The organism is Streptomyces flaveolus (assembly GCF_014648815.1).
Taxonomy (GTDB): domain Bacteria; phylum Actinomycetota; class Actinomycetes; order Streptomycetales; family Streptomycetaceae; genus Streptomyces; species Streptomyces flaveolus.
On sequence record NZ_BMRV01000010.1, the window covers coordinates 284,634 to 308,864 of the forward strand.

A 24,231-nucleotide genomic window follows, 5' to 3' on the forward strand; every position below is an offset into this window, starting at 1 on the left:
CGCTGTTCTCCCCAGGGGTGCGGTGCGTGCTGGTGGGCGCGCCCCCGGCGCGGGGCCCGGGAGCGCGGCCCCAGCCTATGCCTTGCTGTGGGAGAACAGCTTCAGGACCGGTACGCCGACCTTGTGCCGGGCCCGCGAGGCCCAGTCCCGGTGGAAGAACTCCTCCACGTAGTGCGGGTCGGTCAGGACGATCACCTCGTCGGCGCCGATCTCCTGGACGAGCGACCTGAGCGCGTCCAGCGGGTGCGCCTCGACCAGGCGGCCCTCGGCGCCGGCGCCGGACGCGCGCAGGGCCGTCAGGGACACCTCCAGCGCCCGCTGCCCGACGCTCAGCGCCTCCTCCCCCTCCGGGGTCTCGCCCTCGCGGACCGCGTCGTCGAGTTCGCCGAGGGCGACGTCGTCGATGGCCCGCAGCAGCCGGTCGGCCTGGTCGCCGCGCGGCTGGAGCAGCACGTGGAAGGCGACCGGTTCGTCGCCGTGCAAGGTGGTGACGAACTCCACGTCGGCGGACGTCAGGGCCTTCTCGATCATCAAAACGCTTGTGAACACCAGGCGCCCCTTCTCCTTCGAGGGCCCGTGGGCCCACCCTCCGCAGGCGTGCCGAGCCCTGCGGAAACCATCCTGCCCCGTGATCGCACGGGTACTGCCGGATTCAGTGTGCCCGGCGCGGGCTAAGCGGAACGAATGATTCCGCATGAGGTTCGCGGCTGCGCGCTAACGGCCGGACGTCTGTACGGTTCGCCGCCGCCGCGGCTCAGTCGCGCCGGTACCGGCCGAAGAGGAAACCTTCCTCCTCCAGCAGGGACGCCAGGGCGTACCGCCGCGGCACCTCGACCGAGGGCCCGCCCGCGATGCGCTGCGCGTCGCCCGCGGTGAGCATCGGGGAGACGGTCAGGCACAGCTCGTCGAGGACGCCCGCCGCGACGAACTGCCCCAGCAGCCGCGGGCCGCCCTCGGTCAGCAGCCGGGTGTGGCCGAGTTCGGCGAGCGCGTGGACGGCACGGGCCGGGTCCACGCCGACGCCGTCGCCGGCGATCACCACCCGGGCGCCGGCCTTCTCGGCGGCCGCGACGCGGTCCGGGGCCGCCGCGGCGCCGGTGAGGATCAGGGTGGGCACCAGCGGCGAGGTGAACAGCGGCAGGGAGAAGTCCAGCTCCAGGCTCGCGCTGACCACCGCGATCACCGGCGCCGGGCCCTGTCCGGCCGCCTGCCGCAGCTCCGCGAACTCGGCACGCGCGCGTGCGGGCCGGTACCCCTCCTGGCGTACGGTCTCGGCGCCGGCGATCACCACGTCCGCGAGCGCCCGCAGGGTGCCGAAGATCCGCATGTCGGCCGCGCTGGAGATGGGCTGGGAGCGGCCGTCGTGCTGGGCGGCTCCGTCGAGGGTGGAGACCATGTTGGCCCGCAGCCAGACCCCCGTCCGCGCGTCCGGCTCCGGGTACGCGTAGGCGTCGGCCAGTTCGGCGAGACTCCACTCCCGGTCGCCCCCGGCGGAGTCGCCCTCTGCTGTCGGATCGGTCACAGGGAACAGACGTCGCATGCGGTGCAGTGTTCCACGCCACCCACCGGCAAACCCCGGCCGGTGGTGGTCGCCCCGCCCCGCAGCCGCCGCACGCCGCAGCCGCAGCCAGTCGTGCCGCATCGCCCCGGCCGCGAGCAGTCACGCCCGCGCAGCGCCGCAAGCCCTAGCCGCAGGCCGCCTTCCCGCCCAGCCGCGGGCAGAGTCGTGCCTCCCCCAGTGCCTGAACGGCCTGGGAGGTACCCCCAGGGCGGCACGGGTGGGGCGCGGCGGCACCCCGCAGGCGCCGGGCCGCGCGACCCACCCCCGCCCCGGCAACGACGCCGGGCACCCGGAGACCGACGGGCACCCACACCCCCCGTGGCCGCGGCCGCACCGGGCACCCACCGCACAGGCCCTACCATTGACCACCGTGTCGTCCTCCTCCGCCGCCCCCGGTTCCGCCTCCTCCGGCCCCACCCCGATAGCCGGGGCGACCCCGCTGTCCCTGTGCGCCCGCGAGCCCCACGTCCCGGCGGACCGCCTGGTCGCCGAGATGGTGCCGCCCCCGCGCTTCGACTCCGTCCGCTTCAGCACGTACATCCCGGACCCGAACCAGCCCAGCCAGAGCGAGGCCGTCCAGGTCCTGGAGGGCTTCGCCGCCGGACTGGGCGAGGCCCCCGGCACGGCCACCGGCAAGCGCGGCTTCTTCGGCCTCGGCCGGAGCAAGGCCCCCAAGCCCCCCGCCGGCCCCCGCGGCGTCTACCTCGACGGCGGCTACGGCGTCGGCAAGACCCACCTGCTGGCGTCCCTGTGGCACGCCACCCCCGCCGAGCCCTCCCGCAAGGCCTTCGGCACCTTCGTGGAGCTGACCAACCTGGTCGGCGCCCTCGGCTTCCAGCAGACCGTGCAGACGCTGTCCGGGCACCGTCTCCTGTGCATCGACGAGTTCGAACTCGACGACCCGGGCGACACCGTCCTCGTCTCCAGCCTGCTGGCCCGGCTCGTGGAGGCCGGCGTCGCGCTCGCCGCCACCTCCAACACACTGCCGGGCAAGCTCGGCGAGGGCCGCTTCGCGGCGGCCGACTTCCTGCGCGAGATCCAGGGCCTGTCCGCCCACTTCCGCGCCCTGCGCATCGACGGCGAGGACTACCGCCACCGGGGCCTGCCCGAGGCCCCCGCGCCGTACTCCGACGAGCAGGTGACCCGGGCGGCGCAGGAGACGGACGGCGCCTCCCTGGACGAGTTCCCGGCGCTCCTCGACCACCTCGCCCGCGTCCACCCCAGCCGCTACGGTGCCCTGACCGACGGCCTGAAGGCCGTGTGCCTCACCGGGGTCCGGCCGGTGCCGGACCAGTCGACGGCGCTGCGGCTGGTCGTCCTCGCGGACCGGCTCTACGACCGCGAGGTGCCCGTGCTGGCCTCGGGGCTGCCCTTCGACCGGCTGTTCAGCGAGGAGATGCTGAAGGGCGGCTACCGGAAGAAGTACTTCCGGGCGATCTCCCGGCTCACCGCCCTCGCCCGGGACGCGGGACGCCTCGTCGACACGGACTGACCCATCGTCCGTTTCACGCCGACCGACCACGATTTTCAGGCTCTCTCCGCCTCGTAACGCCACGTTAACCCTGCAAATGACTTTGCAGGGTTAACGTGTTTCTTGACCAAGCATTGACCAAGCATTGGCGTGCACAAGAGGCGTGAACCGGCGAGAGGGGGGCGCATGGTGCGAGGTAAGGCGCCCCGAGCCCTGCTTCCGCTCCTCGCCGCCGTCCTGTTCGCCCTCCAGTTCTTCGCACCCGCGCCGTCCTTCGCATCCGCGCACACGAGCCGTGATGCCGTGGCCAATGCCCCGTCAGCGTTCCTCCTCGCCGCGACGGCCTCCCCCGACGAGACCGTCACCTGTCACGAGCCCGGCCGCTCCGGCAACACGCACGGCCCGGCGCGCGTCCGCGACCGGCACCGCGCCACCGCCGCGCCCGAGCCCGAGGCACCCGAGCCCCCGCTGTCCAGGGAGCGCACGGACACACCCGAGCAGGTGCCGCCCGGCCGCGCGCACGAGCGCCGCTCGAGATCCGCCGCGGACCGCTCCCCCGCGGCCCTCCAGGTCTTCCGCTGCTGAGCGACGGAGCACCCCCCCACTCCGTCCACACCCGTCCGACGCGCCCCCACTGCGCGCCAGGAGGAATGACCGCATCATGCAGCCCCTCATCGACAACGCCCGTACGTTCGGACAGCGCCCTGAGGAGTTCGCCGGGCACGCCCAAGGCCAGTCGCCCGAAGTCCTGTTCATCACCTGCTCCGACTCCCGGGTCGTACCGGCCCTGATCACGGGCGCCCGGCCCGGCCAGCTCTTCGAACTGCGCACCGCGGGCAACATCGTCCCGCCCTACGGCGCCGAGCGCCCCAGCGGCGAGACGGCCACCATCGAGTACGCCGTCGAGGTCCTCGGCGTCACGGACATCGTGGTCTGCGGCCACTCGCACTGCGGTGCCGTCGGCGCGCTGGTGCGCGGCGACGACCTGACCGCCGTACCCGCCGTGCGCGACTGGCTGGCCCAGGCCGCGGACGAGCCGAAGCCCTGCGACCCCGCCGACCCCACGGTCGCCGACGCCGTCCAGCACCATGTCCTGGCCCAGTTGCTGCGGCTGCGCTCCTACCCGTGCGTCGAGCGGCGGCTGGCCGAGGGCCGGCTGCGCCTGCGCGGCTGGTACTACGAGGTCCACACCGGCACCGTGCGTCAGCACAGCCCGGACACCGACGCGTTCGAGACCCTGTGAGCGGCGCCGTGAACATATCCGCGTTCCCGCACTGGCGGCAGGACCTCACCGCCTCGCTCGTCGTGTTCCTGGTCGCCCTCCCGCTGTGCGTGGGCGTCGCCGTCGCCTCCGGCGTCCCGGCCGAACTCGGCCTCGTCACCGGCATCGTGGGCGGTCTGGTCACCGGATTCCTGCCGGGCAGCAGCCTCCAGGTGTCCGGTCCGGCCGCCGGTCTGACCGTGCTGGTCTTCGGCGCGGTCGACACCTACGGACTGCCCGCGCTCGGCGTGATCGTGCTGGCCACCGGACTGCTCCAGCTCGCGATGGGCGCCCTGAAGCTCGGGCGCTGGTTCCGCGCGATCTCCCTCTCGGTCGTCGAGGGCATGCTCGCCGGCATCGGCCTCGTGCTCATCGCCGGCCAGCTGTACTCGGCGGCCGGGCTGGAGGCCCCCGCCTCCGGCCTCGACAAGATCATCGGGCTGCCCGGTGCCGCCGCCGACGCCCTCGGCAGCACCGGGGCCCTGACCTCCCTCGCGCTCGGCGCGGGCACCGTCGCGGTGATGGTGCTGTGGAAGCGGCTGCCGAAGCGGGTCCGGACCGTGCCGGGCGCGCTGGCCGCGGTCGGACTGGCCACCGCGGTCACGGCGGTCTTCGGACTGTCGGTGGCGACCGTCGAGGTGAACGGCCTCCTGGACTCGGTCCAGCCGCCCGGCGCCGACGCCTTCGGCGAGCTGGCGAACGTGGGCCTCCTCGGCACCATCGTCGCCTTCACCCTGATCGCCTCGGCGGAGAGCCTGTTCAGCGCCGCCGCGGTGGACCGGCTGCACAACGGCCCGCGCACCCAGTACGACAAGGAGCTGATGGCGCAGGGCGCCGGCAACTCGGTGTGCGGTCTGCTCGGCGCGCTGCCGATGACCGCGGTCATCGTGCGCAGTTCCGCGAACGTCGGCGCCGGCGCGCGGACCAAGGCGTCCCGGGTGCTGCACGGTGTGTGGCTGCTGCTGTTCGCCGCGCTGCTGCCGTCCGCACTGGCGCTGATCCCGCTGCCCGCGCTGGCCGGCATCCTGGTCCACGCGGGCTGGAAGCTGATCCCGTTCCGCGGCATCGTGTCGCTGTGGCGCGGGCACCGGGGCGAGGCCCTGATCCTGGTGGTCACGGCCGTGTCGATCGTCGCGGTGAACATGTTCGAGGGCGTGCTGATCGGTATGGCCCTGTCCGTGGCCAAGACCGCCTGGGAGGCCTCGCACCTCAAGCTGGAGGTCGTCGACAAGGGCGCGGGTCCCGTCCAGGCGCACCTGTCGGGCAACGCGACCTTCCTGCGGCTGCCGAAGATGCTGGAGAGCCTCGAGGCACTCCCGCAGGACCGCCCGGTCGAGCTGGACCTGTCCGGCCTGCACCACCTGGACCACGCCTGCCGCACCGCGCTGGAGAACTGGGCCGAGCGGCACAGCGCGGCCGGCACGGACCCGGTGAAGGTCACGGAACCGGCCGGGGCCGTGGTGTAACGCCCGGCGGGCGCCCGTACCGGCGCTTGCACCGGTGCCCGTTCCGGGGCTTGCCTGCGGGCATGGCCCCGGAGCGGGCACCGGGCATATCGTTGCAGGAGCGGACGAATCGGCCCTCTGGGCGAGGAGGTCGTCATGCTCCAGGAGCTGCTGACCGCGGTGGCCGCCGTCGGAAGTGCCGGGGTCGTCTACGTCGTCTCGGCGGCACGGGTCGTCAAGCAGTACGAGCGCGGGGTGGTCTTCCGGCTCGGGCGGCTGGCGGGGGACGTGCGCGCGCCCGGGTTCACGATGGTGGTCCCGTTCGTGGACCGGCTGCACAAGGTCAACATGCAGATCGTCACGCTGCCGGTGCCCGCGCAGGAGGGCATCACCCGCGACAACGTGACCGTGCGGGTCGACGCCGTCGTCTACTTCAAGGTGGTCGACGCGGCCAACGCCCTCGTCAAGGTCGAGGACTACCGCTTCGCCGTCTCCCAGATGGCGCAGACCTCGCTGCGGTCCATCATCGGCAAGAGCGAGCTGGACGACCTGCTCTCCGACCGGGAGAAGCTCAACCAGGGCCTGGAGCTGATGATCGACAGCCCGGCGGTCGGCTGGGGCGTGCAGATCGACCGGGTCGAGATCAAGGACGTCTCCCTGCCCGACACGATGAAGCGCTCCATGGCGCGGCAGGCCGAGGCCGACCGGGAGCGGCGGGCCCGGATCATCAACGCCGACGCCGAGCTCCAGGCGTCGAAGAAGCTCGCCGAGGCGGCGGAGCAGATGTCCGAGCAGCCGGCCGCCCTGCAACTGCGCCTGCTGCAGACCGTGGTGGCCGTCGCCGCCGAGAAGAACTCGACACTGGTCCTGCCCTTCCCGGTGGAGCTGCTGCGGTTCCTGGAGAAGGCCCAGGAACGGCCCGTCGAGCGGTGACGAGCGGTGACACGTGCTACACGCGTGGTTCCCGGGACTCCTGGCAGGTGATAGACACAGCGGGGTCACAGTCCTGTCCGCCAGCAGGAAGGTTGCCCCATGTCCGCAACACGACGTCAGGTGCTGGCCCGCTCCGGTGCGCTCGGAGCCGGCATCGCCTTCACCGGAGCCCTCTCCGAACTCTTCGCGGGCACCGCCGCCGCACAGTCCCTCGGCCACGCCGGCTACGGGCCCCTGGTCCCCGACCCCGACGGTCTGCTCGACCTGCCGAAAGGATTCCGCTACCGGGTCCTGTCCCGTGAGGGCGACCGGCTGCGCTCCGGCGAGGGCCCGGTCCCGTCCAACTTCGACGGCATGTCGGCCTTCCCCGGCCGACACGGCCGTACCCACCTGGTACGCAACCACGAGAACCGCGCCACCGGCCGGGTCCCGGTCCCCACTGTCGAGGGCCTGACATACGACCCGGCGGGCAAGGGCGGCTGTACGGCGCTGACCCTGGACTCCCACCACCGCGTCCTGTCCGAGCGGGTGGCGATCGCCGGTACGGCCGTCAACTGCGCGGGCGGCCCCACCCCCTGGCACACGTGGCTGACCTGCGAGGAGACCGAGGACAAGGCGGGCACCAACGGCTACACCAAGGACCACGGCTTCATCTTCGAGGTCGACCCCGTCGACCCGCACCGCACCGGCGCGGTGCCGCTGACCGCGATGGGCCGTTTCCAGCACGAGGCGATCGCCGTGGACCCGCGGCGGGGCGTCGTGTACGAGACGGAGGACGCCTTCGAGCGGCCCTTCGGGCTCTTCTACCGCTTCCTGCCCGAGAAGCCACTGGGCGGCACGGGCTCGCTGCGCGCGGGCGGCCGGCTCCAGGCGATGCGCGTGCCCGGCGTGCCCGACCTGTCCTCGATCCAGGAGACGGGAGCCGAGTTCGACGGCGTCGAGTGGGTCGACGTACCCGACCCGCTGGCCACCACCACGCCGATCCGCCACCAGGACTTCGGCCGGGGCGGCATCACCCACGCGCAGAAGCTGGAGGGCTGCTACTGGGGCGGGCGCAGCGTGTACTTCGTGTCGTCCTTCGCCCACAGCGCCGAGGGCTCGGCGGCCGACCACTACGGCCAGATCTGGCGATACGACCCGGACCGGCGCCGCCTGACCCTGGTGATCGTCTTCGGCCCGGACACCGACGTCCAGCTGCCCGGCGAGTCCCCGGACAACATCTGCCTGGCGCCGAGCGGTGGCCTCATGGTCTGCGAGGACGGCAACGGTGCCCAGCACGTCTTCGGGGTGACCCGGCGCGGCGAGGTGTACGCGATGGCCCGCGGCCGGCAGAACATCGGCACGGCCGAGGAGCCCGAGTGGGGCGAGTTCGCCGGGGTCACCTTCTCGCCGGACGGCGACACCATGTACGTCAACTGCTACACCCCGGGGACGACCTTCGCGGTGACCGGCCCCTGGCGCGGGTGAGGACCGTGTAGACACGGGGTACCCGGGGCCGCATGACGGAGAACGCGCAGCTCAGCGGCTCGTACTGGCTGGAAACGGCACCGGGTGCCCCCCGACCGCCCCTGACGGAGGACATCGAGGCCGACGTCGCGGTGATCGGCGGCGGGATCGCCGGACTGAGCACGGCGTCCCAGCTGGCGCGGGCCGGACGGAGCGTGGCGGTGCTGGAGGCCGGCCGGATCGCGGCGAGCGTCACCGGCCACACCACCGCCAAGGTGTCCGTCCTGCACACGCTGGTCTACGACAAGCTGCGCCGCACCCGGGGCCCCGAGGGCGCCCGGCTGTACGCGCGCTCGCAGACGGAGGCGATCGAGCACGCCGCCGCCCTGGTGGACGAGCTGGGCATCGACTGCGAGTGGGAGACCCGCGACTCCTACACGTACGTGTGCGACGCGGGCCGCGTGGACGAGCTGCGGGCCGAGGCGTCCGCCGCCAAGGAGGCGGGACTGCCGGCGTCGTTCGTGACGGAGACCGGGCTGCCGTTCCCGGTGGCCGGCGCCGTCCGGGTGACCGGGCAGGCGCAGTTCCATCCGCGCAAGTACCTGCTGGCCCTCGCCGAGGACCTGGAGGCGCGCGGCGGACGGATCTTCGAGGGCACCACCGTCCACGGTCTGGAGGAGGGCGAGCCGTGCCGCGTGTCGACCGGCACGGGGGCGACGGTCACCGCCCGTGACGTGGTGGTCGCCACCCACTATCCGATCTTCGACCGGGCGCTGCTGTTCGCCCGGCTCTCGCCGCGCCGGGAACTGGTCGTGGCGGGACCGGTCGAGGCGGACCGGGACGTCGCCGGCATGTACATCACACCGGACGAGGGCACCCGGTCGGTGCGCACCGCACCCCTCGACGACGGCCGACGGCTGCTGATCGTCACCGGTGAGCACTTCACGCCCGGCACCGGAGACACCCGGGAGCGGTTCGACCGGCTCTCGGCCTGGGCCCGCGACCATTTCCCCGGCGTGGACGTCACCCACGCCTGGGCCACCCAGGACATCGACCCCACCGACACCGTGCCCATGGTGGGCCCGCTGCACCAGGGCGCGCGGCACGCGTACGTGGCCACCGGGTTCGGTGGCTGGGGCATGAGCGGCGGCGTCATGGCGGGCCTGCTGCTGACGGCGCAGATCACCGGCCGGGAGTGCGCCTGGAGCGGGTTGTACGACCCGCGCCGGCTGAAGACGCAGGCGCGCGAGGCGCCTCAGTTCCTCAAGACGCAGGCACAGGTGGCCGGCCACTTCATCGGGGACCGGCTGAAGCCCGCACCCCCGGTGGACGCCCTGCCTCCGGGCGAGGGTGCCGTGGTCCGGGCGGGCGGCGACCGGCTCGCGGTCTACCGGGACGAGGCGGGTGCGCTGCACGCCCTCTCGCCGCGCTGCACCCACCTGGGCTGCCTGGTCAGCTTCAACGCGGCGGAGTGCGCGTGGGAGTGCCCCTGCCACGGTTCGCGTTTCGACACGGACGGCAAGGTGATCCAGGGCCCGGCGACCAAGCCGCTGGAGCAGCGGGACATCTGACCCGTCCGCTCGGTTCTGCCCCGTTCTGACCCGGGAGGGTGACCCCTCGGCACGTCACCACACATAGTCGTACAAACCGAACAACATACTCATACGTTCGTACGGTGATGACTCTCGTACGACGCACCACCGCACTGTGCGCTGTCGCCGCCGCCTCCGTCGCGCTCGCCGCGTGCGGGAACACGGATGCGGGGAAGGCCCCCCGCCCGGCACCGTCCGCCTCGCCCGCCGGTCCCTCGAAGGCCGCTCCCTCCCGGCCGCCCACCCTCGCGCCCGGTCCCTCGGGCCTCACCCCCGTCTTCGAGCACGGCCCGCGCGCCGGCAAGACCGTCGCCCTCACCTTCGACGCCGACATGACGGCGGACGAGGGACCCCGGGCGGCGGCCGGCGAACGGTTCGACAATCCGCAGCTGATCGCGACCCTGCGCAGGCTGAAGGTGCCGGCCACGGTGTTCATGACCGGGCGATGGGCCGAGGAGTACCCGGACGAGGCCCGTTCCCTCGGCCTGGACCCGCAGTTCGAGATCGCCAACCACTCCTACAGCCACTACGCCTACACGGACGACTGCTACGGCCTGCCGACCGTGTCCCGGGAGCGGATGCGGTCGGACCTGGAGCGGGCGTACACGGCGTTCGCGAAGGCCGGAGTGCCGAACCCGATGCCCTACTTCCGCTTCCCCGGCGGGTGTTACGACAAGGCGGCCCTCGGGGAACTGACCCCCGCGGGCGTCACCGCCGTGCAGTGGGACGTGGTGAGCGGGGACGCGTTCGCGACGGACGCCGGCGCGGTGGCCCGGCAGGTGCTGGACGGCGTACGGCCCGGTTCGGTGGTCGTCATGCACTGCACCCGCAGCGCCGCCCCGGTGACCGAGCGGGCGGTACGCACGGTCGTGCCCGAACTGCGCGAGCGGGGCTACCGCTTCGTGAAGGTGTCCGAGCTGATCGGCGCGGCGAACGGACGGCGCTGACCGTCCTACGCTGGAGGCATGAGCAGCGACGAGGACTACTGTCTGATCGACGCCACCCGGCCGCCCGTGGCCGACGGCCCGCCGTACGCCGAGTGCGTGCTGTGCCGGGAGCCGACGGAGCACCCCGAGTCGTACAAGGGGATCACCCTCTGCCCGCGGTGCGAGTGGCAGGAGGCCCAGCGGACCGCCTGCTCGGGGTGACCCAGGGGGTCCCGGTGGGGCGCGGCACGGGGGCCGTCCGGTCGCGTGCGGGCGGGTTGGCAGACTGGGGGCGTGAGCAATGAGCCGACGACGCCCGTCCCCGACAGTCCCTTCCGCCCCGAGCCCGGCGACCGCGACCTCGCGCCGCAGTTCGTCCTGCCGCTGGTCGTCCGCATCGAGCGGGCGGCGCCGCCGGCCCGTACGGACGCCCTGGAGACCGCGGCCCGCGCGGTGCTGGTGATGCTCGCGGACGAGCGGTCGACGGGCGACGGCGAGTGGGCCGAGGCCGTGCGCGACTGGCAGGACGCCCGCATCCGCAAGGTGGTGCGACGGGCGCGCAGCGCCGAGTGGCGGCGGGCCGAGGCGCTGCCCGGCATCACGGTCGGCGGGAAGACGGCCGAGGTGCGGGTCTTCCCGCCGGTCCCGCTGGACGGCTGGCCCAAAGACCTGGCCCGCCTCCAGGTCTCCGGCACCGACCTCGACGACCCCGAGCCCCCGGTCGGCGCCGACCCGTCGGCCCCCGTCCTGTGGCTCAACCCGGACCTCGGCATGTCGGCCGGCAAGGCGATGGCCCAGGCCGGCCACGGCGCCCAGCTCGCCTGGTGGGAGCTGGACGACGCGGCGCGGGCCGCCTGGCGCGACGCGGGCTTCCCGCTGACGGTGCGCACCGCGGACCCGGCCCGCTGGGCCGGCCTCACCACCAGCGGCCTGCCGGTGGTCCGCGACGCCGGGTTCACGGAGATCGCTCCGGGCTCGTGCACGGTGGTGGCGGACCACCCGGCGCTGCGGTAGGGCTCCGAGGCGCCGGGCGACGCGAACCTCAGATGTTGCTCTGAACATGTCCGGCCCGGGGTTCGGGCCGGACGCCCCGGGCCATATCCCCGTCGAAACCGACGGGGAGGGACGGACCATGGAGCGACTGGGGACCGGCATCGGATGGCGGCCGGAGATCGCGGACGTCGTGGAGCGCATGCCCGGCATCGACTGGGTCGAGGCCGTGGCCGAGAACCTCTGCCCCGGCCATCTGCCGGACTCCCTGCTGCGGCTGCGCGAGCGCGGCGTCACCGTCGTGCCGCACGGCGTCTCGCTCGGCCTCGGGGGCGCCGAGCGGCCCGACGCGGGCAGGCTGGCGGCGCTGGCCGACCGGGCGGAGAAGCTGGGTTCGCCGCTGGTCACCGAGCACATCGCGTTCGTCCGGGCCGGCGGGCCGCTGTCCGCCTCCCCGCGCCTCGAGGCCGGCCACCTGCTGCCGGTGCCCCGCACCCGCGACGCCCTCGACGTGCTGTGCGAGAACGTGCGCGTCGCCCAGGACGCGCTGCCCGTACCGCTCGCCGTGGAGAACATCGCCGCGCTGATCGCCTGGCCGGGCGAGGAGATGACGGAGGGGCAGTTCCTCTACGAGCTGGCCGACCGGACGGGGGTGCGGCTGCTCATCGACGTGGCGAACCTGCACACCAACCACGTCAACCGCGGCGAGGACCCGGCCGAGGCGCTGCGCGAGCTGCCGCTGGAGGCCATCGCCTACGTCCATGTCGCGGGCGGCTTCGAGCGCGACGGCGTCTGGCACGACAGCCACGCCCACCCCGTGCCGCGGCCTGTGCTCGACATCCTCACCGACCTCGCCTCGCGCGTCGCACCGCCGGGCGTGCTGCTGGAACGCGACGAGAACTTCCCGGAGGAGGACGAGCTGCGGGGCGAGGTGGAGGCGATCCGGACCGCGGTGGACAAGGGCCGGGCGTCGGCGCCGGACCCGGTGCTCGCCGGCGCCGGCGCCGCGCCGCGGCGGGAGACGGAGCCCGCCGTCACCGACGCCGCCCGTCAGCGCCTCGCCCTCGCCCAGGCCGCGCTGCTGTCCGCGCTGGTCGCCGGCACGCCCGTGCCCGAGGGATTCGACCGGGCGCGGCTCGGGGTGCAGGCACGGGCGCTCGCCGGGAAGCGGGCGGACGTGGTCGCGAAGGTCGCGCCGGAACTGCCGGTGAACCTCGGCACGGAGTACCGGACCGCCTTCCTCACCTACGCCCAGGGCCGTCCGATGACCGGCGGGTACCGGCGGGACGCGCTGGACTTCGCCGGGCAGCTGCTGCGGGACGGCCGGCCCCGAGACGCCCGCGCGCGGCGGGAGTTGCGGGAGTGGTGGCTGGAGCGGTCGGGACCGGCGCCGCGACCGGAGCGGCCCGGGGTCCGGTGGGCCCGCGCGACCCGACGGGTGCTGCTGCGCGGCCGAGGCGACAGAGCGGAACGTCACACACCGACAACACTGCGTCCCGGAATGTGAAAAGGGCATGGCGCCGGCGTAAGCCCTTGGCATAGAAGTACGGCATGCTCTGGGTCCTTCTCCTGCTGCCGGCCTGGGTCGTCGCCGGTCTGGCGTGCACGCGGCTGTGCCTGGCCGCCGTGCGCGCGGCGGCCACCGACACCACGACCGCCGGCCATGCGCACGCGCTGACGCTGTACGAGGCGGCGTTCCTCTCCGGCGGCCCACGGCGGGTCGCCGACCTGACGCTGGTGTCCATGGCGCGCCAGCGTCGCCTGCTGCTCGCGCACACCGGCTGGGCGACGGTCGTCGATCCGCGCGGCCGGGACGAGATGGAGCGGTCGGTCATCGGGGCCATAGGTCCGCAGGGGCAGTCCCGGATAGCGCCGGTGCGGGCGGCCGCCGCCACCGCCGACGCGGTACGGGGCCTGGCGGACCGGCTGGTCGGCGCGGGTCTCGCCGTGCCGGACGGGGCCCGCAGCATCGCGGCCGGGGTCCGGCGGGTGCGGCTCGCCGCGCTGACCGTGTGCGCGCTGGGCGCCGCCGCACTGGCGCTGCCCGTCCCGGCGGACCTGCCGCGCCACCTGATCGCCCTGTGGTTCGCGCTGCCGCTCGTCCTGACCCTGAGCTCCCTGGCGATCGCGCGGATGGAGGTCCACCCGTACTCGCGCTGGGCCTCCCCGGCCGGACAGCGGCTGCTCGGCACGCTCGCCCGGGAGGCCGACGGCACGGCGGACGAGCGTACGTACCTCACGTCCGTCGCCGTGCGCGGCATCCACGCCGTCGGTGAGCCGGATCTGCGGGCGGCCTTCGCGCACCGGGAGGAGTACCTCGGGGAGCACCGCGAGCGGCAGGGCTGAGCCGGGCACGCCCGGTGCCGACACTCCCCGGCGGTGCTTGCCTTGCCCGGTCGCCGGACGAAACATCCCTTCTGTCGCCGCCGTGCACCGAAGGGATACGCGATGCGAGCCGTCGTCCTCCTCCCGGCAGCCGGGTCCCTGCTGCTGAGCGCCCTCACCGCCGCCCCGGCACCCACGGCCTCGGGGGCGTCCGTGAGCGCGGAGGCGCGCGGCACCGCCGTGGCCGCGGCGCGCGCCGCCGAGGCCGGCATCGCCTTCGGCAGGTGCCCGAAGGCGGAGGACCTGCCGGGCAGCCTGCGCTGCGGCACCGTCACCGTCCCCCTCGACTACGCCCGCCCCGACGGCGAGCAGATCGAGCTCACCGTCAGCAGGGTGCGGGCCACGCACAGGGACCCGCACGACAGCAAGCGCAAGGTGCCGGGGCAGGGCGCCCTCGTCCACCAGCCGGGCGGCCCGGGCGCCGGCGGGCTGTACGTCCCGCTGGCCGGCATGATGCCGCAGTGGCAGCGGATCGCGGCCGCGTACGACCTGGTCGGCTACGCCCCCCGGGGCGTCGCGCCCTCGGCGCCGCTGTCCTGCCAGGACCCCAGGCGCTTCTTCAAGGGGCCGCGCCCCGCCCCGGCGCAGCCCTCCGGGGCGGTCAAGAGGGAGCGCGCCGCCGAGGCCCAGGCGTACGCGCGCGGCTGCCGCGAGCGGACCGGCGACGCGCTGCGCCACTACCACTCCCTCAACAACGCCCGCGACCTGGACGTCGTGCGGGCCGCGCTGGGCGAGCGGAAGCTCACCTTCATGGGTACGTCGGACGGCACCTACCTCGGGGCGCTGTACGCGGAGCTGTTCCCCTCGCACGTGCGGCGGCTGGTGTTCGACTCGCCGGTGGATCCGGCCCCGGCCCAGGTCGGGTACCGCAACGTACTCGACCGGTCGGAGGCGTTCGAGGGCCGCTGGAGGGACGTCAAGGAGTGGATCGCCGAGCACGACGCCGTCTACGGGCTCGGCGGCACGCCGGGGCAGGTGCAGCGCGGCTACGACAGGGCGAGCGCGCGGCTCGCGCGGCGGCCCGCGGGCGGCACGGTGGGCCCGGCGCAGTTGCACGGGGCGTTCCGGACGGCCGGGTACGACGACGACCACTGGCCCTATCGCGCCGAGGCACTGTCGGCCTATCTGCGGGGCGACCCGCGGCCGCTGATCGACCAGGCGGGGACGCACCCCGAGGAGGCGGCCGAGGCGGAGAACGCCGACGCGGCCCGCACGGCCGTCGAGTGCAACGACGCGGACTGGCCGGCCGGGTTCGGCGTGTGGGACCGGGACAACACGCGGCTCGCGCGCCGGGCGCCGTTCGCCACGTGGGACAACGTGTGGGGACACCTGCCGTGCGCCTTCTGGCGGACGCCCCGGCAGCGGCCGCCGGACGTGCGCACCGGGCCGGGCGAGCTGCCGCCGACGCTGGTCCTGGCCGCCGAACGCGACGCGGCGGCCCCTTACGACGGGGCGCTGGAGCTGCACCGGCGGCTGTCGGGCTCGGTGCTGGTGACCGAACGGGACACCGGGACGCACGGCGTCGGGGCCGGCCCCAACACCTGCGTCAACGGCCGGCTGGAGGCGTACCTGCTGGACGGCCGCCTCCCGGCACGGGACACGTCCTGCGCCGGGAGACCGGGACCGAGACCCGCACCCGGGACCTGAGCCCCGGCCTTCCGGCCGGGAACCCCATCAGGCCGGCCCGGCCACCAGCTCCGCGATGTCCTTGCGGCGCCCCGTGCCGCACCTCCCGGGGGACAACCCCCGGACCCCCGGCCGACCCCACCACCGCGCCCGCCGATCAGGCCAGCCCGGCCACCAGCTCCGCGATGTCCTTGCGGCGCCCCGTGTAGAACGGGATCTCCTCGCGCACGTGCCGACGGGCCTCGGAGGCGCGCAGGTGGCGCATGAGGTCGACGATGCGGTACAGCTCGTCGGCCTCGAAGGCGAGGATCCACTCGTAGTCGCCGAGCGAGAAGGAGGCGACCGTGTTGGCGCGCACGTCCGGGTAGCCGCGGGCCATCTTGCCGTGGTCGGCGAGCATGCGGCGGCGGTCCTCGTCGGGCAGCAGGTACCAGTCGTAGGAGCGCACGAACGGGTAGACGCTGACGTAGTCGCGCGGCGTCTCGTCGGCGAGGAACGCCGGGATGTGCGAGCGGTTGAACTCGGCGGGGCGGTGCAGCGCCATGTTCGACCAGACCGGCTCCAGCGCGCGGCCCAGCTTCGTACGACGGAAGAGGTTGTACGCCTCCTGGAGCTGGTCGCTGGTCTCGGCGTGCCACCAGATCATGAGGTCGGCGTCGGCGCGCAGACCGGACACGTCGTAGGTGCCGCGGACCGTCACGTCCTTGGCGGCGAGCTGGTCGAACAGCTCCTGGACCTCGTCGGCGTAGCCCGCGCGGTCCTCGGGGAGCACGTCCTTGAGCTTGAACACGGACCAGAGGGTGTAGCGGATGACCTCGTTGAGGTCCTTGGCCAGCTTGCCCTTGTTGGGGATCCGGTCGGCGGCAGGGGTGGAGGCGTCGTCACTCATGGCCCTATTCTCCCGCTCCGCCGTGCAGGCTCTGCACCGGGTGGGCGGTGAGCTCGTCCACACCGCGCAGGTCCCCGTGGATCTGGTCGACGGCGGCGTACGCGCCGGCGATGCTCGCCGGGATGCCGACGCCGTCGTAGGCCGCCCCGCACACGGCGAGGCCCGGGAGCTCGGCGACGTGGGCGCGGACGCGGGCCACGCGCGCGTGGTGGCCGACGGGGTACTGGGGCAGGCCGTCCTGCCAGCGGGTGACGCGGGTGGCGACCGGCGCGGCGGCCAGGCCGGTGGCCTCCTTCAGGTCGTGCCGGGACACGGCGACGAGCGCGTCGTCGTCGCGGCCGAGGATCTCCGTCTCGCCGTAGCGGCCGACGGAGGTGCGCAGGACCACCAGGTCCGGGTCCTCGTCGCCGATCCAGCCCCACTTGCGGGAGGCGAAGGTGGACGCCTTGATGGTGCGCCCGTCGACCGGCGGCACGAGAAAGCCGCTGCCCTCGGGGAGCACGGCGGCGTCGGAGCGGCGGTAGGCGAGGGTGATCAGGGCCATCGAGGCGTACTCCACCGCCGACAGCTCGGCCGCCGCCGCGGGAGCCTCGGCGCGCAGCAGCTCGGCGGCGGGGCGGGCGGGCACGGCGACGACGACCGACCCGGCGTGCAGCACCCGGTCGCCGGCCACGATCCGCCAGCCGCCCGGGGCGGTGCGGCGCAGCTCCGTCACGGGTGCGCCGGTGACGATCTCGCCGCCCCGCGCCCGCACCGACTGCGCGACCGCGAGCGGGAGGGTGCCGATGCCGCCCGCGATGCCCATGAACACCGGGCCGCTCGGCGGGGAGGTGGCCGTGCGGCCCTGGAGGGCGCGCACCGCCTCGGTCAGGGAGGTGTGGGTGCGGGCGGCCTCGAAGAGCTGGGGCACGGCCGAGCGCAGCGAGATGCGGTACGCGTCGCCGGCGTAGACCCCGCCCAGCAGGGGCTCGACGAGCCGGTCGACGACCTCGCGGCCCAGGCGAGCCGCCACGTACTCTCCGACCGCCACGTCGTCGCCGACCTCGGTGCGGGGCAGTTCGGCGTCGCGCTCGATGCGGGCGAGGCCCTCGGGCGAGAGCACGTCGGACAGGGCGGCGGCGGTGCCGGGGACGCCCATGACGTGCCCCTTGGGCATGGGGCGCAGGGCGCCGCGGGTCCACAGGGAGGCGGACGCGGTGGCCGGCGGCTGGAGGCGGTCGGCGAGACCGGCCGCGCGGGCGAGGCCGACGGCCTCGGGGCGGCGGGCCAGCATCGACTCGGCGCCCAGGTCGACCCGGACCCCGGCGATCTCGCCGGGCAGCAGCTTGCCGCCGACGCGGTCGGAGGCCTCCAGCACGGTCACGCGGGCCCCGCGCTCCAGCAGCCGGTGGGCGGCGGCCAGTCCGGCGATGCCGGCCCCGATGACGACGACGTGCCCCGTGTCCGCGGGTGTCGTGCCCGCCGGGATCTCGCTTGCGCACATGCCCCAAGCCTCTCAGACCCCGCCGGCGGCACGGCCGCCAGGCCGGGTGGCGGGTGCCTTCCGACGAGTCCGGACCGTGACCTCTTCGGGACCGTTCCGCGCCGTCGCCCGAGCCCCTCCCGACGTCCTAGGAACGACAGTCGACACCGACCCCGGGGGGCCCTGTGCGTACACCACCTTCCAAGCGAGCCGTTCCGGCCGCGACCGCCGTCCTGCTGGCCGCGGCCCTCGCGCTCACCGGATGCAGTGCCGGCGGCGGCGCCGACTCCGGCAGCGCGAGCGATGCCAAGGCGGCCGCCCCGGCGGACGGCGGCAAGGGCGCGGCCGGCGCGGAGTCGGACCGTTCCGTGGCGACCGCGCCGCCGAAGGTTGCCGCGAGCCACATCATCCGCACCGCCTCCCTGACGGTCCAGGTCAAGGACGTCCCCAAGGCCCTCGACGGGGCCCGCGCCGCGGCCGAGAACGCGGGCGGCTACGTCGGCGACGAGACGACCAGCCGGGACGAGGACGGTCACGAACGGACCCGGCTCGTCCTGCGCGTGCCCGTCGACGCGTACCAGGACGTCCTGTCCGAACTGGAGGGCGCCGGCAAGCTCCTGGAGCGCAACGCCAAGGCGGAGGACGTCACCGACCAGGTCGTGGACGTGGAGAGCCGCATCACGTCCCAGCGCGCCAGCGTCGCCCGGGTGCGCGAGCTGATGGACCGCGCGACCAAGCTGAGCGACGTGGTGACGCTGGAGGGCGAGCTGAGCTCCCGTCAGGCCGAGCTGGAGGCGCTGCTCGCCCGGCAGGCGTCCCTGAAGGACCGCACCAGCCTGGCCACGATCACCCTCTCCCTGTCCGAGACGCCGGTGAAGAAGGAGGTCGCCGAGGACGACGACCCGGGGTTCACGGACGCGCTGGCGGGCGGCTGGGACGCGTTCGTGACGATGCTGCGCTGGGTGGCGATGGTGTTCGGCGCCGTCCTGCCGTTCGCCGCGGTGGCGGCGCTGCTGATGCTGCTGTGGCTGCGGGTGGTGCGGCCCCGGCTGCCGCGCCGCCCGGCCGCCCCGCCGGTGACGACGGGGGTCGGCCCGCTGCCGACGGCCCGGCCGGTGCCGGGGAACACGCCTGCCGAAGGGACGGGCGAGCGGGACTGAAATGCCGCCTCCACGTAGCGTGTTCGCATGAGCATGAGCGGTGCGGACGGTGCGCGGGGCAAGCGGGAACGGCTGGTCGTGGTCGGCGGTGACGCCGCGGGGATGTCCGCGGCGTCGCAGGCGCGCCGGCTGAAGGGCCCGGACGAGCTGGAGATCGTGGCGTTCGAACGCGGCCACTTCAGCTCGTACTCGGCGTGCGGCATCCCCTACTGGGTCGGCGGTGACGTCACCGAACGGGAGGACCTCATCGCCCGTACGCCCGAGGAGCACCGTGCGCGCGGCATCGACCTGCGGATGCGCACCGAGGTGACGGAGATCGACGTGGCCGGCGGACGGGTGCGCGCGCGTGACGCCGATTCGGGCGCGGAGACCTGGACGCCGTACGACAAGCTCGTGATCGCGACCGGCGCCCGCCCGATCAGGCCCGACATGCCGGGGGCCGACGCGCCCGGTGTGCACGGGGTGCAGACCCTCGACGACGGACAGGCGCTGCTCGACACGCTGGCCGGCACGCGGGGGCGGCACGCGGTGGTCGTCGGGGCCGGGTACATCGGCGTGGAGATGGCCGAGGCGCTCATCAACCGCGGCTACGAGGTGACGGTCGTCAACCGCGGCCGGGAGCCGATGTCCACGCTCGACCCGGACATGGGCCGGATGGTCCACGAGGCCATGGAGGGCCTCGGCATCACCATGGTGAACGACGCCGAGGTCACCAAGGTGCTGACGGGTGACGACGGCCGGGTCCGCGCGGTGGCCACCGAGGACGCCGAGTACCCGGCGGACGTGGTGGTGCTCGGCATCGGCGTGCGCCCCGAGACCGCGCTCGCCGCCGCGGCGGGCCTGCCGCTCGGCGCCCACGGCGGGCTGCTGACCGACCTGGCGATGCGGGTGCGCGGGCACGAGAACATCTGGGCCGGCGGCGACTGCGTGGAGGTGCTCGACCTGGTCTCCGGGCAGGAGCGGCACATTCCGCTGGGCACGCACGCCAACAAGCACGGGCAGGTCATCGGCACCAACGCGGGCGGCGGGTACGCCACCTTCCCGGGCGTGGTCGGCACGGCGGTCAGCAAGGTCTGCGACCTGGAGATCGCGCGGACGGGACTGCGCGAGAAGGACGCGCTGCGGGCGGGGCTGCGGTTCGTGGCGGTCACCGTCGAGTCCACCAGCCGCGCCGGGTACTACCCGGGCGCCTCCCCCATGACGGTGAAGATGCTCGCCGAGCGGCGCACCGGACGGCTGCTCGGCGTGCAGATCGTCGGCCGTGAGGGCGCGGGCAAGCGCGTCGACATCGCCGCGGTGGCCCTCACGGCCGGGATGACGGTGGAACAGATGACGGCCCTGGATCTGGGGTACGCGCCGCCGTTCTCCCCGGTGTGGGACCCCGTGCTGGTGGCCGCCCGCAAGGCGGCGAGGGCGGTCGAGGAGCGGCGCTGACGACCCCTACGCCGTGCCGTTGATCCGGTCGATGGCCTGCCGCGCCTGCTCGGCCGGTGGCCGCGAGGGCAGGGACGACACGGACGCCGGGGCGGTCATGGAGGCCTGGGCCGTCACCGGTGGGGCGACGGCGGGCGGCTGCTCGCCGGCCGGCTTGGCGTGCGCGGCGGTGCGGGTGGAGCGCAGCCGGTGGCTCACCGCCTCGTCCAGTGTCACGGGCCGTTGCCTCTGCGCGGCCAGCCGTCCGGCCTCCTGCCCGAGCCGGGCGACGTCCTCCCAGGGCAGGCGCAGCACGAGGGCGACCTCGGCCTCGCCGTCGGGCAGGGCGTGCATCGCCGGAACCGGTGTGACCCGTTCGTTCATCGCCTGATCCTCACGTCGTCCCCGCGTCCCGCCTTCCCCGGGCCGCGGGCGGTTGAGAGGACATACGCGTCCACGGACGGGGGCGTTCAGGGAGCGTGCCGATTCACCGTCCGTCAGGCGGGCAGTAGTGTCTCGTGGTCATCCCCGTCCATGACGTGAACCCGGCGCGCCGCACGGCCTGGGTGACGTATGCCCTGATCATCGCGAACGTCCTGGTGTTCCTGTTCACCCCCGGCATGACCGGTTCCGTGACGGGCGGGGGCAGTCTCGCGCAGCTGTGTCATCTCCAGGCGTTCCTGGACCACTACGCGGCGGTGCCCCAGGAGCTGTTGCAGCACCGGTTGCCGCGACTGGTGCCGACCGGCGAGACCGGGGTGGGCCCGCGGGGGCCGGGGTGTGTGATCGGCCCGCCGGACTACGACAAGTCGCCGGAGCTGAGCGTCCTGACGGCGATGTTCCTGCACGGCAGCTGGCTGCATCTGCTGGGCAACATGCTCTTCCTGTGGATCTTCGGCAACAACGTCGAGGACCGCATGGGCCATGTGCGGTTCCTGCTGTTCTACGGGGTCTGCGGCTATGCGGCGACCTACGGTTTCGCCCTCCTCAACGCGGACTCGGGCTCCCCGCTGATCGGCGCGTCGGGCGCGATCGCCGGGGTGCTGGGCGCCTACCTGGTGCTGTATCCGAAGGCCCGGGTCTGGGTCCTCGTGCCCTTCCTGATCTTCCTGCCGCTGCGTCTGCCGGCCTGGATCGTGCTGGGCCTGTGGTTCGTCCTCCAGGCGTTCTACTCCGCCGGCCAGGGCGTCTCCGACGCCGGCACCGTCGCCTACGTGGCCCACGTGGTGGGATTCGTGATCGGCATGCTCCTCGCCTGGCCGCTCAAGCCCGGCACTCCCCCACCGCCGGAGCCGCGCGGCATCCTCTTCGGACGGCAGGCCCGGCGGGTCCGTTGAGCCGACCCTGCCGAGGCGTCAGCCGCCCCCTCGGCCGAAGCCGAGTGTCGGGTCCAAGTACAGGCGCCTGATCACGGGGAAGAGCTCACGCAGTTGCGCTTCGGCGCGTTCGCAGGCCCACTCGATGTCGGCCGCCGTCGCCGTGTCCTGGAAGTCGACCTTGGCCGCGACCAAGGCTTCCCGCGGGCCCTGCACCAGTGTCGTCAGTTCCAGGACCGCGCGGATCGATTCCACCTGCAGGAGTTCAGCACGTATCCGCTCGCGGACATCACGCGGGAGGGCACGGCCGACGAGGAACTCGGCGTTGGACCGACCGAGAACGCATGCCACGTACAGCAGCAGCGCACCGATGCACAGAGAGGCGATGCCGTCCCACGCGGCGGAGTCGGTGAGTTGCCCGCCGAGCAGGCCGACGGCGGCGAGCAGCAGGCCGATCAAAGCGGCGGAGTCCTCCAGGACGACGGCCTTGACGGCGGTGTCGGGGGTGCGGCGAAGGAAGCGCCTGAAGGGGACTCGGACACGGGCGGCCTCTCCGCGGGCCTGCTTCAGGCCGGTGCGCAGAGAGTAGCCCTCCAGCAGGAAGGAGAGGGCGAGGACGATGTACGACACCAGCGGGTCGCCGATTTCCTCGCCCTCCATCAGCGTGTGGATGCCGTCGTAGACGGAGAAGACGGCGCCGCCGACAAAGGTGGCGACGGCGGCGAGCAGCGCCCAGATGTAGCGTTCGGGGCCGTGGCCGAGGGGGTGGTCCTCGTCGGCGGGACGGGCGCTGCGTTTGAGGGAGGTCAGCAGCAGCACCTCGGTGATGGTGTCGGCGACCGAGTGCGCGGCTTCCGACAGCATCGCGCTGGAGCCACTGATCAGGCCGGCCACTGCCTTGGCGAGGGCGATGCCGAGATTGGCGAAGGCGGCGACGATCACCGTAAAGGTGCTCTCACCGTTCTTCGCCGATGGCGCTTCTGCTGCAGACATGACGTCGGGCTGTCCTAGGGGCACGAGCTGAAGGAGCGGGCGAAATGCGGGCATCGGTGCGCGCCGCCTCGTCCAGGCCGGCGAGCCACTCCAGGGCCCGGCCGCGCAGCGACGACGGCAGCACGGCCTTGGCCTCGACGCCCCGTGCCGTCGGACGGCGACCGTTGCAGCGCGCGGCGCGGGCCGACCAGCCATGACCTGGCGGGAGAGTCGCCGAGCGCGCCGATCACCGGGGGCAACGCCTCGGCGGGCGGGGGGCCGGTCCGACGCAGCCGCTCCTCCGGATCCAGGACGTGGCGGACCGTCGCCCACACCGGTGCGGCTCGTAAGTCACCCAGGGCGCACACCGGGACTCCGGCCATCCGCAGGACGACGCTGCCGGGGACCGTCGAGCCACGGAATTCGTCGCGAACCGCGGGCATCAGCTCTCCTCTCGGTTCCGGTCGCCGGGACGGCGGGCTGTCGTATCCGCACGAGACGCTAGGCACTCCCACGCCGTGGACCTGCCTTTGAGCGCACCGAGAAAGCACCAGGAGTGCACGACGCGGTCGCCGGCAGTACGGCGGTCCGGACGCCCGCTGAGCGGCGCCGGGCCCACGCACGTGTGCACGCTCTGGTCAGAGTGAGTGCGCACGCACGCAACAGCAGGCGCGTTCGCAGCCCTACCGTGGCCCCCTGTCCAGCGGGTCCCGCGTCCGGTGGGCATGGCCGCGCCGGGCTGATCGGCCTACCCATGACGTCCCAGGAGTTTGCAATGTCCTACGTGTACGAGCCGGTGCAGCCGGTGCTGGAGCCGGCCGCGGCCGCTTTCGCCGAGGCCACCGCCAATCCGCCCTATCTGTTCGACCTGGGCCCGGTCGAGGGCCGCAAGGCCGTCGACGAGGTGCAGTCCGGCGAGATCGCCAAGCCGGACGTCGACGAGGAGTGGATCACCGTCTCCGGCGGTCCCACGGGCAGCGTCCGCGCCCGCATCGTCAGGCCCGCCGGGGCTGACGGCACCCTGCCGGTCATCCTCTACATCCACGGCGCCGGCTGGGTGTTCGGCAACGCCCACACCCACGACCGCCTGGTGCGCGAACTGGCCGTCGGCGCCGGGGCGGCCGTGGTCTTCCCCNTCGCTACCCCGTCGCCATCGAGCAGAACTACGCGATCGCCCAGTGGGTCCTGAAGGAGGGGGCCGCCAAGGGCCTGGACGCTTCCCGTCTGGCGGTGGCCGGCGACTCGGTCGGTGGCAACATGGCCGCGGCGCTGACGCTGATGGCCAAGGAACGCGGTGACGTCGCCCTGGTACAGCAGGTGCTGTTCTACCCCGTCACCGACGCGAACTTCGACACCGCCTCCTACCACCAGTTCGCCGAGGGC

At 73.8% G+C, this 24,231-nt stretch carries 22 protein-coding genes and 1 pseudogene; 17 read left to right on the top strand and 6 right to left on the bottom strand.

The window, feature by feature from the left end; translation table 11 throughout:
- Positions 1–75 precede the first annotated feature (75 nt).
- The gene (locus tag IEZ05_RS23510) at positions 76–549 is read right to left on the bottom strand and encodes an indole-3-glycerol phosphate synthase (protein ID WP_189232202.1); all 474 of its coding nucleotides are present in this window, start codon (positions 547–549) and stop codon (positions 76–78) included.
- Between the two features lie 205 nt (positions 550–754).
- Positions 755–1,540 (bottom strand): pyrimidine reductase family protein, encoded by a 786-nt coding sequence (locus IEZ05_RS23515; protein ID WP_189232203.1) that lies wholly within the window; start codon positions 1,538–1,540, stop codon positions 755–757.
- A gap of 391 nt (positions 1,541–1,931) precedes the next feature.
- On the opposite strand from IEZ05_RS23515, the gene zapE reads away from it, so the two are divergent.
- The 13 genes from zapE (at position 1,932) to IEZ05_RS23580 (ending at position 15,657) form a co-directional block, all read left to right on the top strand.
- Positions 1,932–3,053, top strand: a complete 1,122-nt coding sequence (gene zapE, locus IEZ05_RS23520; protein ID WP_189232204.1) for a cell division protein ZapE — start codon at positions 1,932–1,934, stop codon at positions 3,051–3,053.
- A 165-nt stretch (positions 3,054–3,218) separates the two neighbouring features.
- Positions 3,219–3,617, top strand: a complete 399-nt coding sequence (locus IEZ05_RS23525) for a hypothetical protein (protein ID WP_189232205.1) — start codon at positions 3,219–3,221, stop codon at positions 3,615–3,617.
- 76 nt (positions 3,618–3,693) lie between these two features.
- Positions 3,694–4,275 (top strand): carbonic anhydrase, encoded by a 582-nt coding sequence (locus IEZ05_RS23530; protein ID WP_189232206.1) that lies wholly within the window; start codon positions 3,694–3,696, stop codon positions 4,273–4,275.
- 8 nt (positions 4,276–4,283) lie between these two features.
- A complete protein-coding gene (locus IEZ05_RS23535; protein ID WP_189232207.1) occupies positions 4,284–5,759 on the top strand; it encodes a SulP family inorganic anion transporter in 1,476 nt (491 codons plus the stop codon).
- 135 nt (positions 5,760–5,894) lie between these two features.
- Complete coding sequence (locus tag IEZ05_RS23540; protein ID WP_189232208.1) at positions 5,895–6,671, top strand: slipin family protein; 777 nt, start codon at positions 5,895–5,897, stop codon at positions 6,669–6,671.
- A gap of 99 nt (positions 6,672–6,770) precedes the next feature.
- The gene (locus IEZ05_RS23545) at positions 6,771–8,138 is read left to right on the top strand and encodes a PhoX family protein (protein WP_189232209.1); all 1,368 of its coding nucleotides are present in this window, start codon (positions 6,771–6,773) and stop codon (positions 8,136–8,138) included.
- A gap of 32 nt (positions 8,139–8,170) precedes the next feature.
- Entirely contained in the window at positions 8,171–9,688 is a 1,518-nt protein-coding gene (locus tag IEZ05_RS23550; RefSeq protein WP_189232210.1) for an FAD-dependent oxidoreductase, read from the top strand.
- Positions 9,689–9,792: 104 nt separating this feature from the next.
- Positions 9,793–10,656, top strand: coding sequence for a polysaccharide deacetylase family protein (locus IEZ05_RS23555; RefSeq protein WP_189232211.1), 864 nt, complete (start codon positions 9,793–9,795; stop codon positions 10,654–10,656).
- An 18-nt stretch (positions 10,657–10,674) separates the two neighbouring features.
- The gene (locus IEZ05_RS23560) at positions 10,675–10,857 is read left to right on the top strand and encodes a hypothetical protein (protein ID WP_189232212.1); all 183 of its coding nucleotides are present in this window, start codon (positions 10,675–10,677) and stop codon (positions 10,855–10,857) included.
- A gap of 72 nt (positions 10,858–10,929) precedes the next feature.
- Positions 10,930–11,649, top strand: a complete 720-nt coding sequence (locus IEZ05_RS23565) for a peptidyl-tRNA hydrolase (RefSeq protein ID WP_189232213.1) — start codon at positions 10,930–10,932, stop codon at positions 11,647–11,649.
- 118 nt (positions 11,650–11,767) lie between these two features.
- Entirely contained in the window at positions 11,768–13,132 is a 1,365-nt protein-coding gene (locus IEZ05_RS23570; protein ID WP_189232214.1) for a DUF692 domain-containing protein, read from the top strand.
- A 44-nt stretch (positions 13,133–13,176) separates the two neighbouring features.
- Positions 13,177–13,971, top strand: a complete 795-nt coding sequence (locus tag IEZ05_RS23575) for a TIGR04222 domain-containing membrane protein (protein ID WP_189232215.1) — start codon at positions 13,177–13,179, stop codon at positions 13,969–13,971.
- Between the two features lie 102 nt (positions 13,972–14,073).
- A complete protein-coding gene (locus IEZ05_RS23580; RefSeq protein WP_189232216.1) occupies positions 14,074–15,657 on the top strand; it encodes an alpha/beta hydrolase in 1,584 nt (527 codons plus the stop codon).
- A gap of 136 nt (positions 15,658–15,793) precedes the next feature.
- On the opposite strand, the gene hemQ is transcribed toward IEZ05_RS23580, so the two are convergent.
- Positions 15,794–16,525 carry a hydrogen peroxide-dependent heme synthase gene (hemQ, locus tag IEZ05_RS23585; RefSeq protein WP_189232217.1) on the bottom strand — a complete coding sequence of 244 codons (732 nt, stop codon included), beginning with the start codon at positions 16,523–16,525 and terminating at the stop codon, positions 15,794–15,796.
- 4 nt (positions 16,526–16,529) lie between these two features.
- Entirely contained in the window at positions 16,530–18,008 is a 1,479-nt protein-coding gene (gene hemG / locus IEZ05_RS23590; RefSeq protein WP_189232218.1) for a protoporphyrinogen oxidase, read from the bottom strand.
- Positions 18,009–18,172: 164 nt separating this feature from the next.
- On the opposite strand from hemG, the gene IEZ05_RS23595 reads away from it, so the two are divergent.
- Positions 18,173–19,147 (top strand): DUF4349 domain-containing protein, encoded by a 975-nt coding sequence (locus tag IEZ05_RS23595; RefSeq protein ID WP_189232219.1) that lies wholly within the window; start codon positions 18,173–18,175, stop codon positions 19,145–19,147.
- Between the two features lie 27 nt (positions 19,148–19,174).
- On the top strand, positions 19,175–20,581 hold the full coding sequence (locus tag IEZ05_RS23600; RefSeq protein WP_189232220.1) for an FAD-dependent oxidoreductase: 1,407 nt from the start codon (positions 19,175–19,177) through the stop codon (positions 20,579–20,581).
- Positions 20,582–20,587: 6 nt separating this feature from the next.
- On the opposite strand, the gene IEZ05_RS23605 is transcribed toward IEZ05_RS23600, so the two are convergent.
- Complete coding sequence (locus tag IEZ05_RS23605; protein ID WP_189232221.1) at positions 20,588–20,944, bottom strand: hypothetical protein; 357 nt, start codon at positions 20,942–20,944, stop codon at positions 20,588–20,590.
- Between the two features lie 134 nt (positions 20,945–21,078).
- Between IEZ05_RS23605 and IEZ05_RS23610 the strand changes: the two genes are divergently transcribed.
- Entirely contained in the window at positions 21,079–21,897 is an 819-nt protein-coding gene (locus tag IEZ05_RS23610) for a rhomboid family intramembrane serine protease (RefSeq protein ID WP_189232222.1), read from the top strand.
- An 18-nt stretch (positions 21,898–21,915) separates the two neighbouring features.
- Here IEZ05_RS23610 and IEZ05_RS23615 read toward each other — a convergent pair whose 3' ends face one another.
- A complete protein-coding gene (locus IEZ05_RS23615) occupies positions 21,916–22,869 on the bottom strand; it encodes a cation diffusion facilitator family transporter (protein ID WP_189232223.1) in 954 nt (317 codons plus the stop codon).
- Positions 22,870–23,623: 754 nt separating this feature from the next.
- Here IEZ05_RS23615 and IEZ05_RS23620 point away from each other — a divergent pair.
- Positions 23,624–24,231: pseudogene (locus IEZ05_RS23620) on the top strand (alpha/beta hydrolase fold domain-containing protein); the annotation flags it as partial.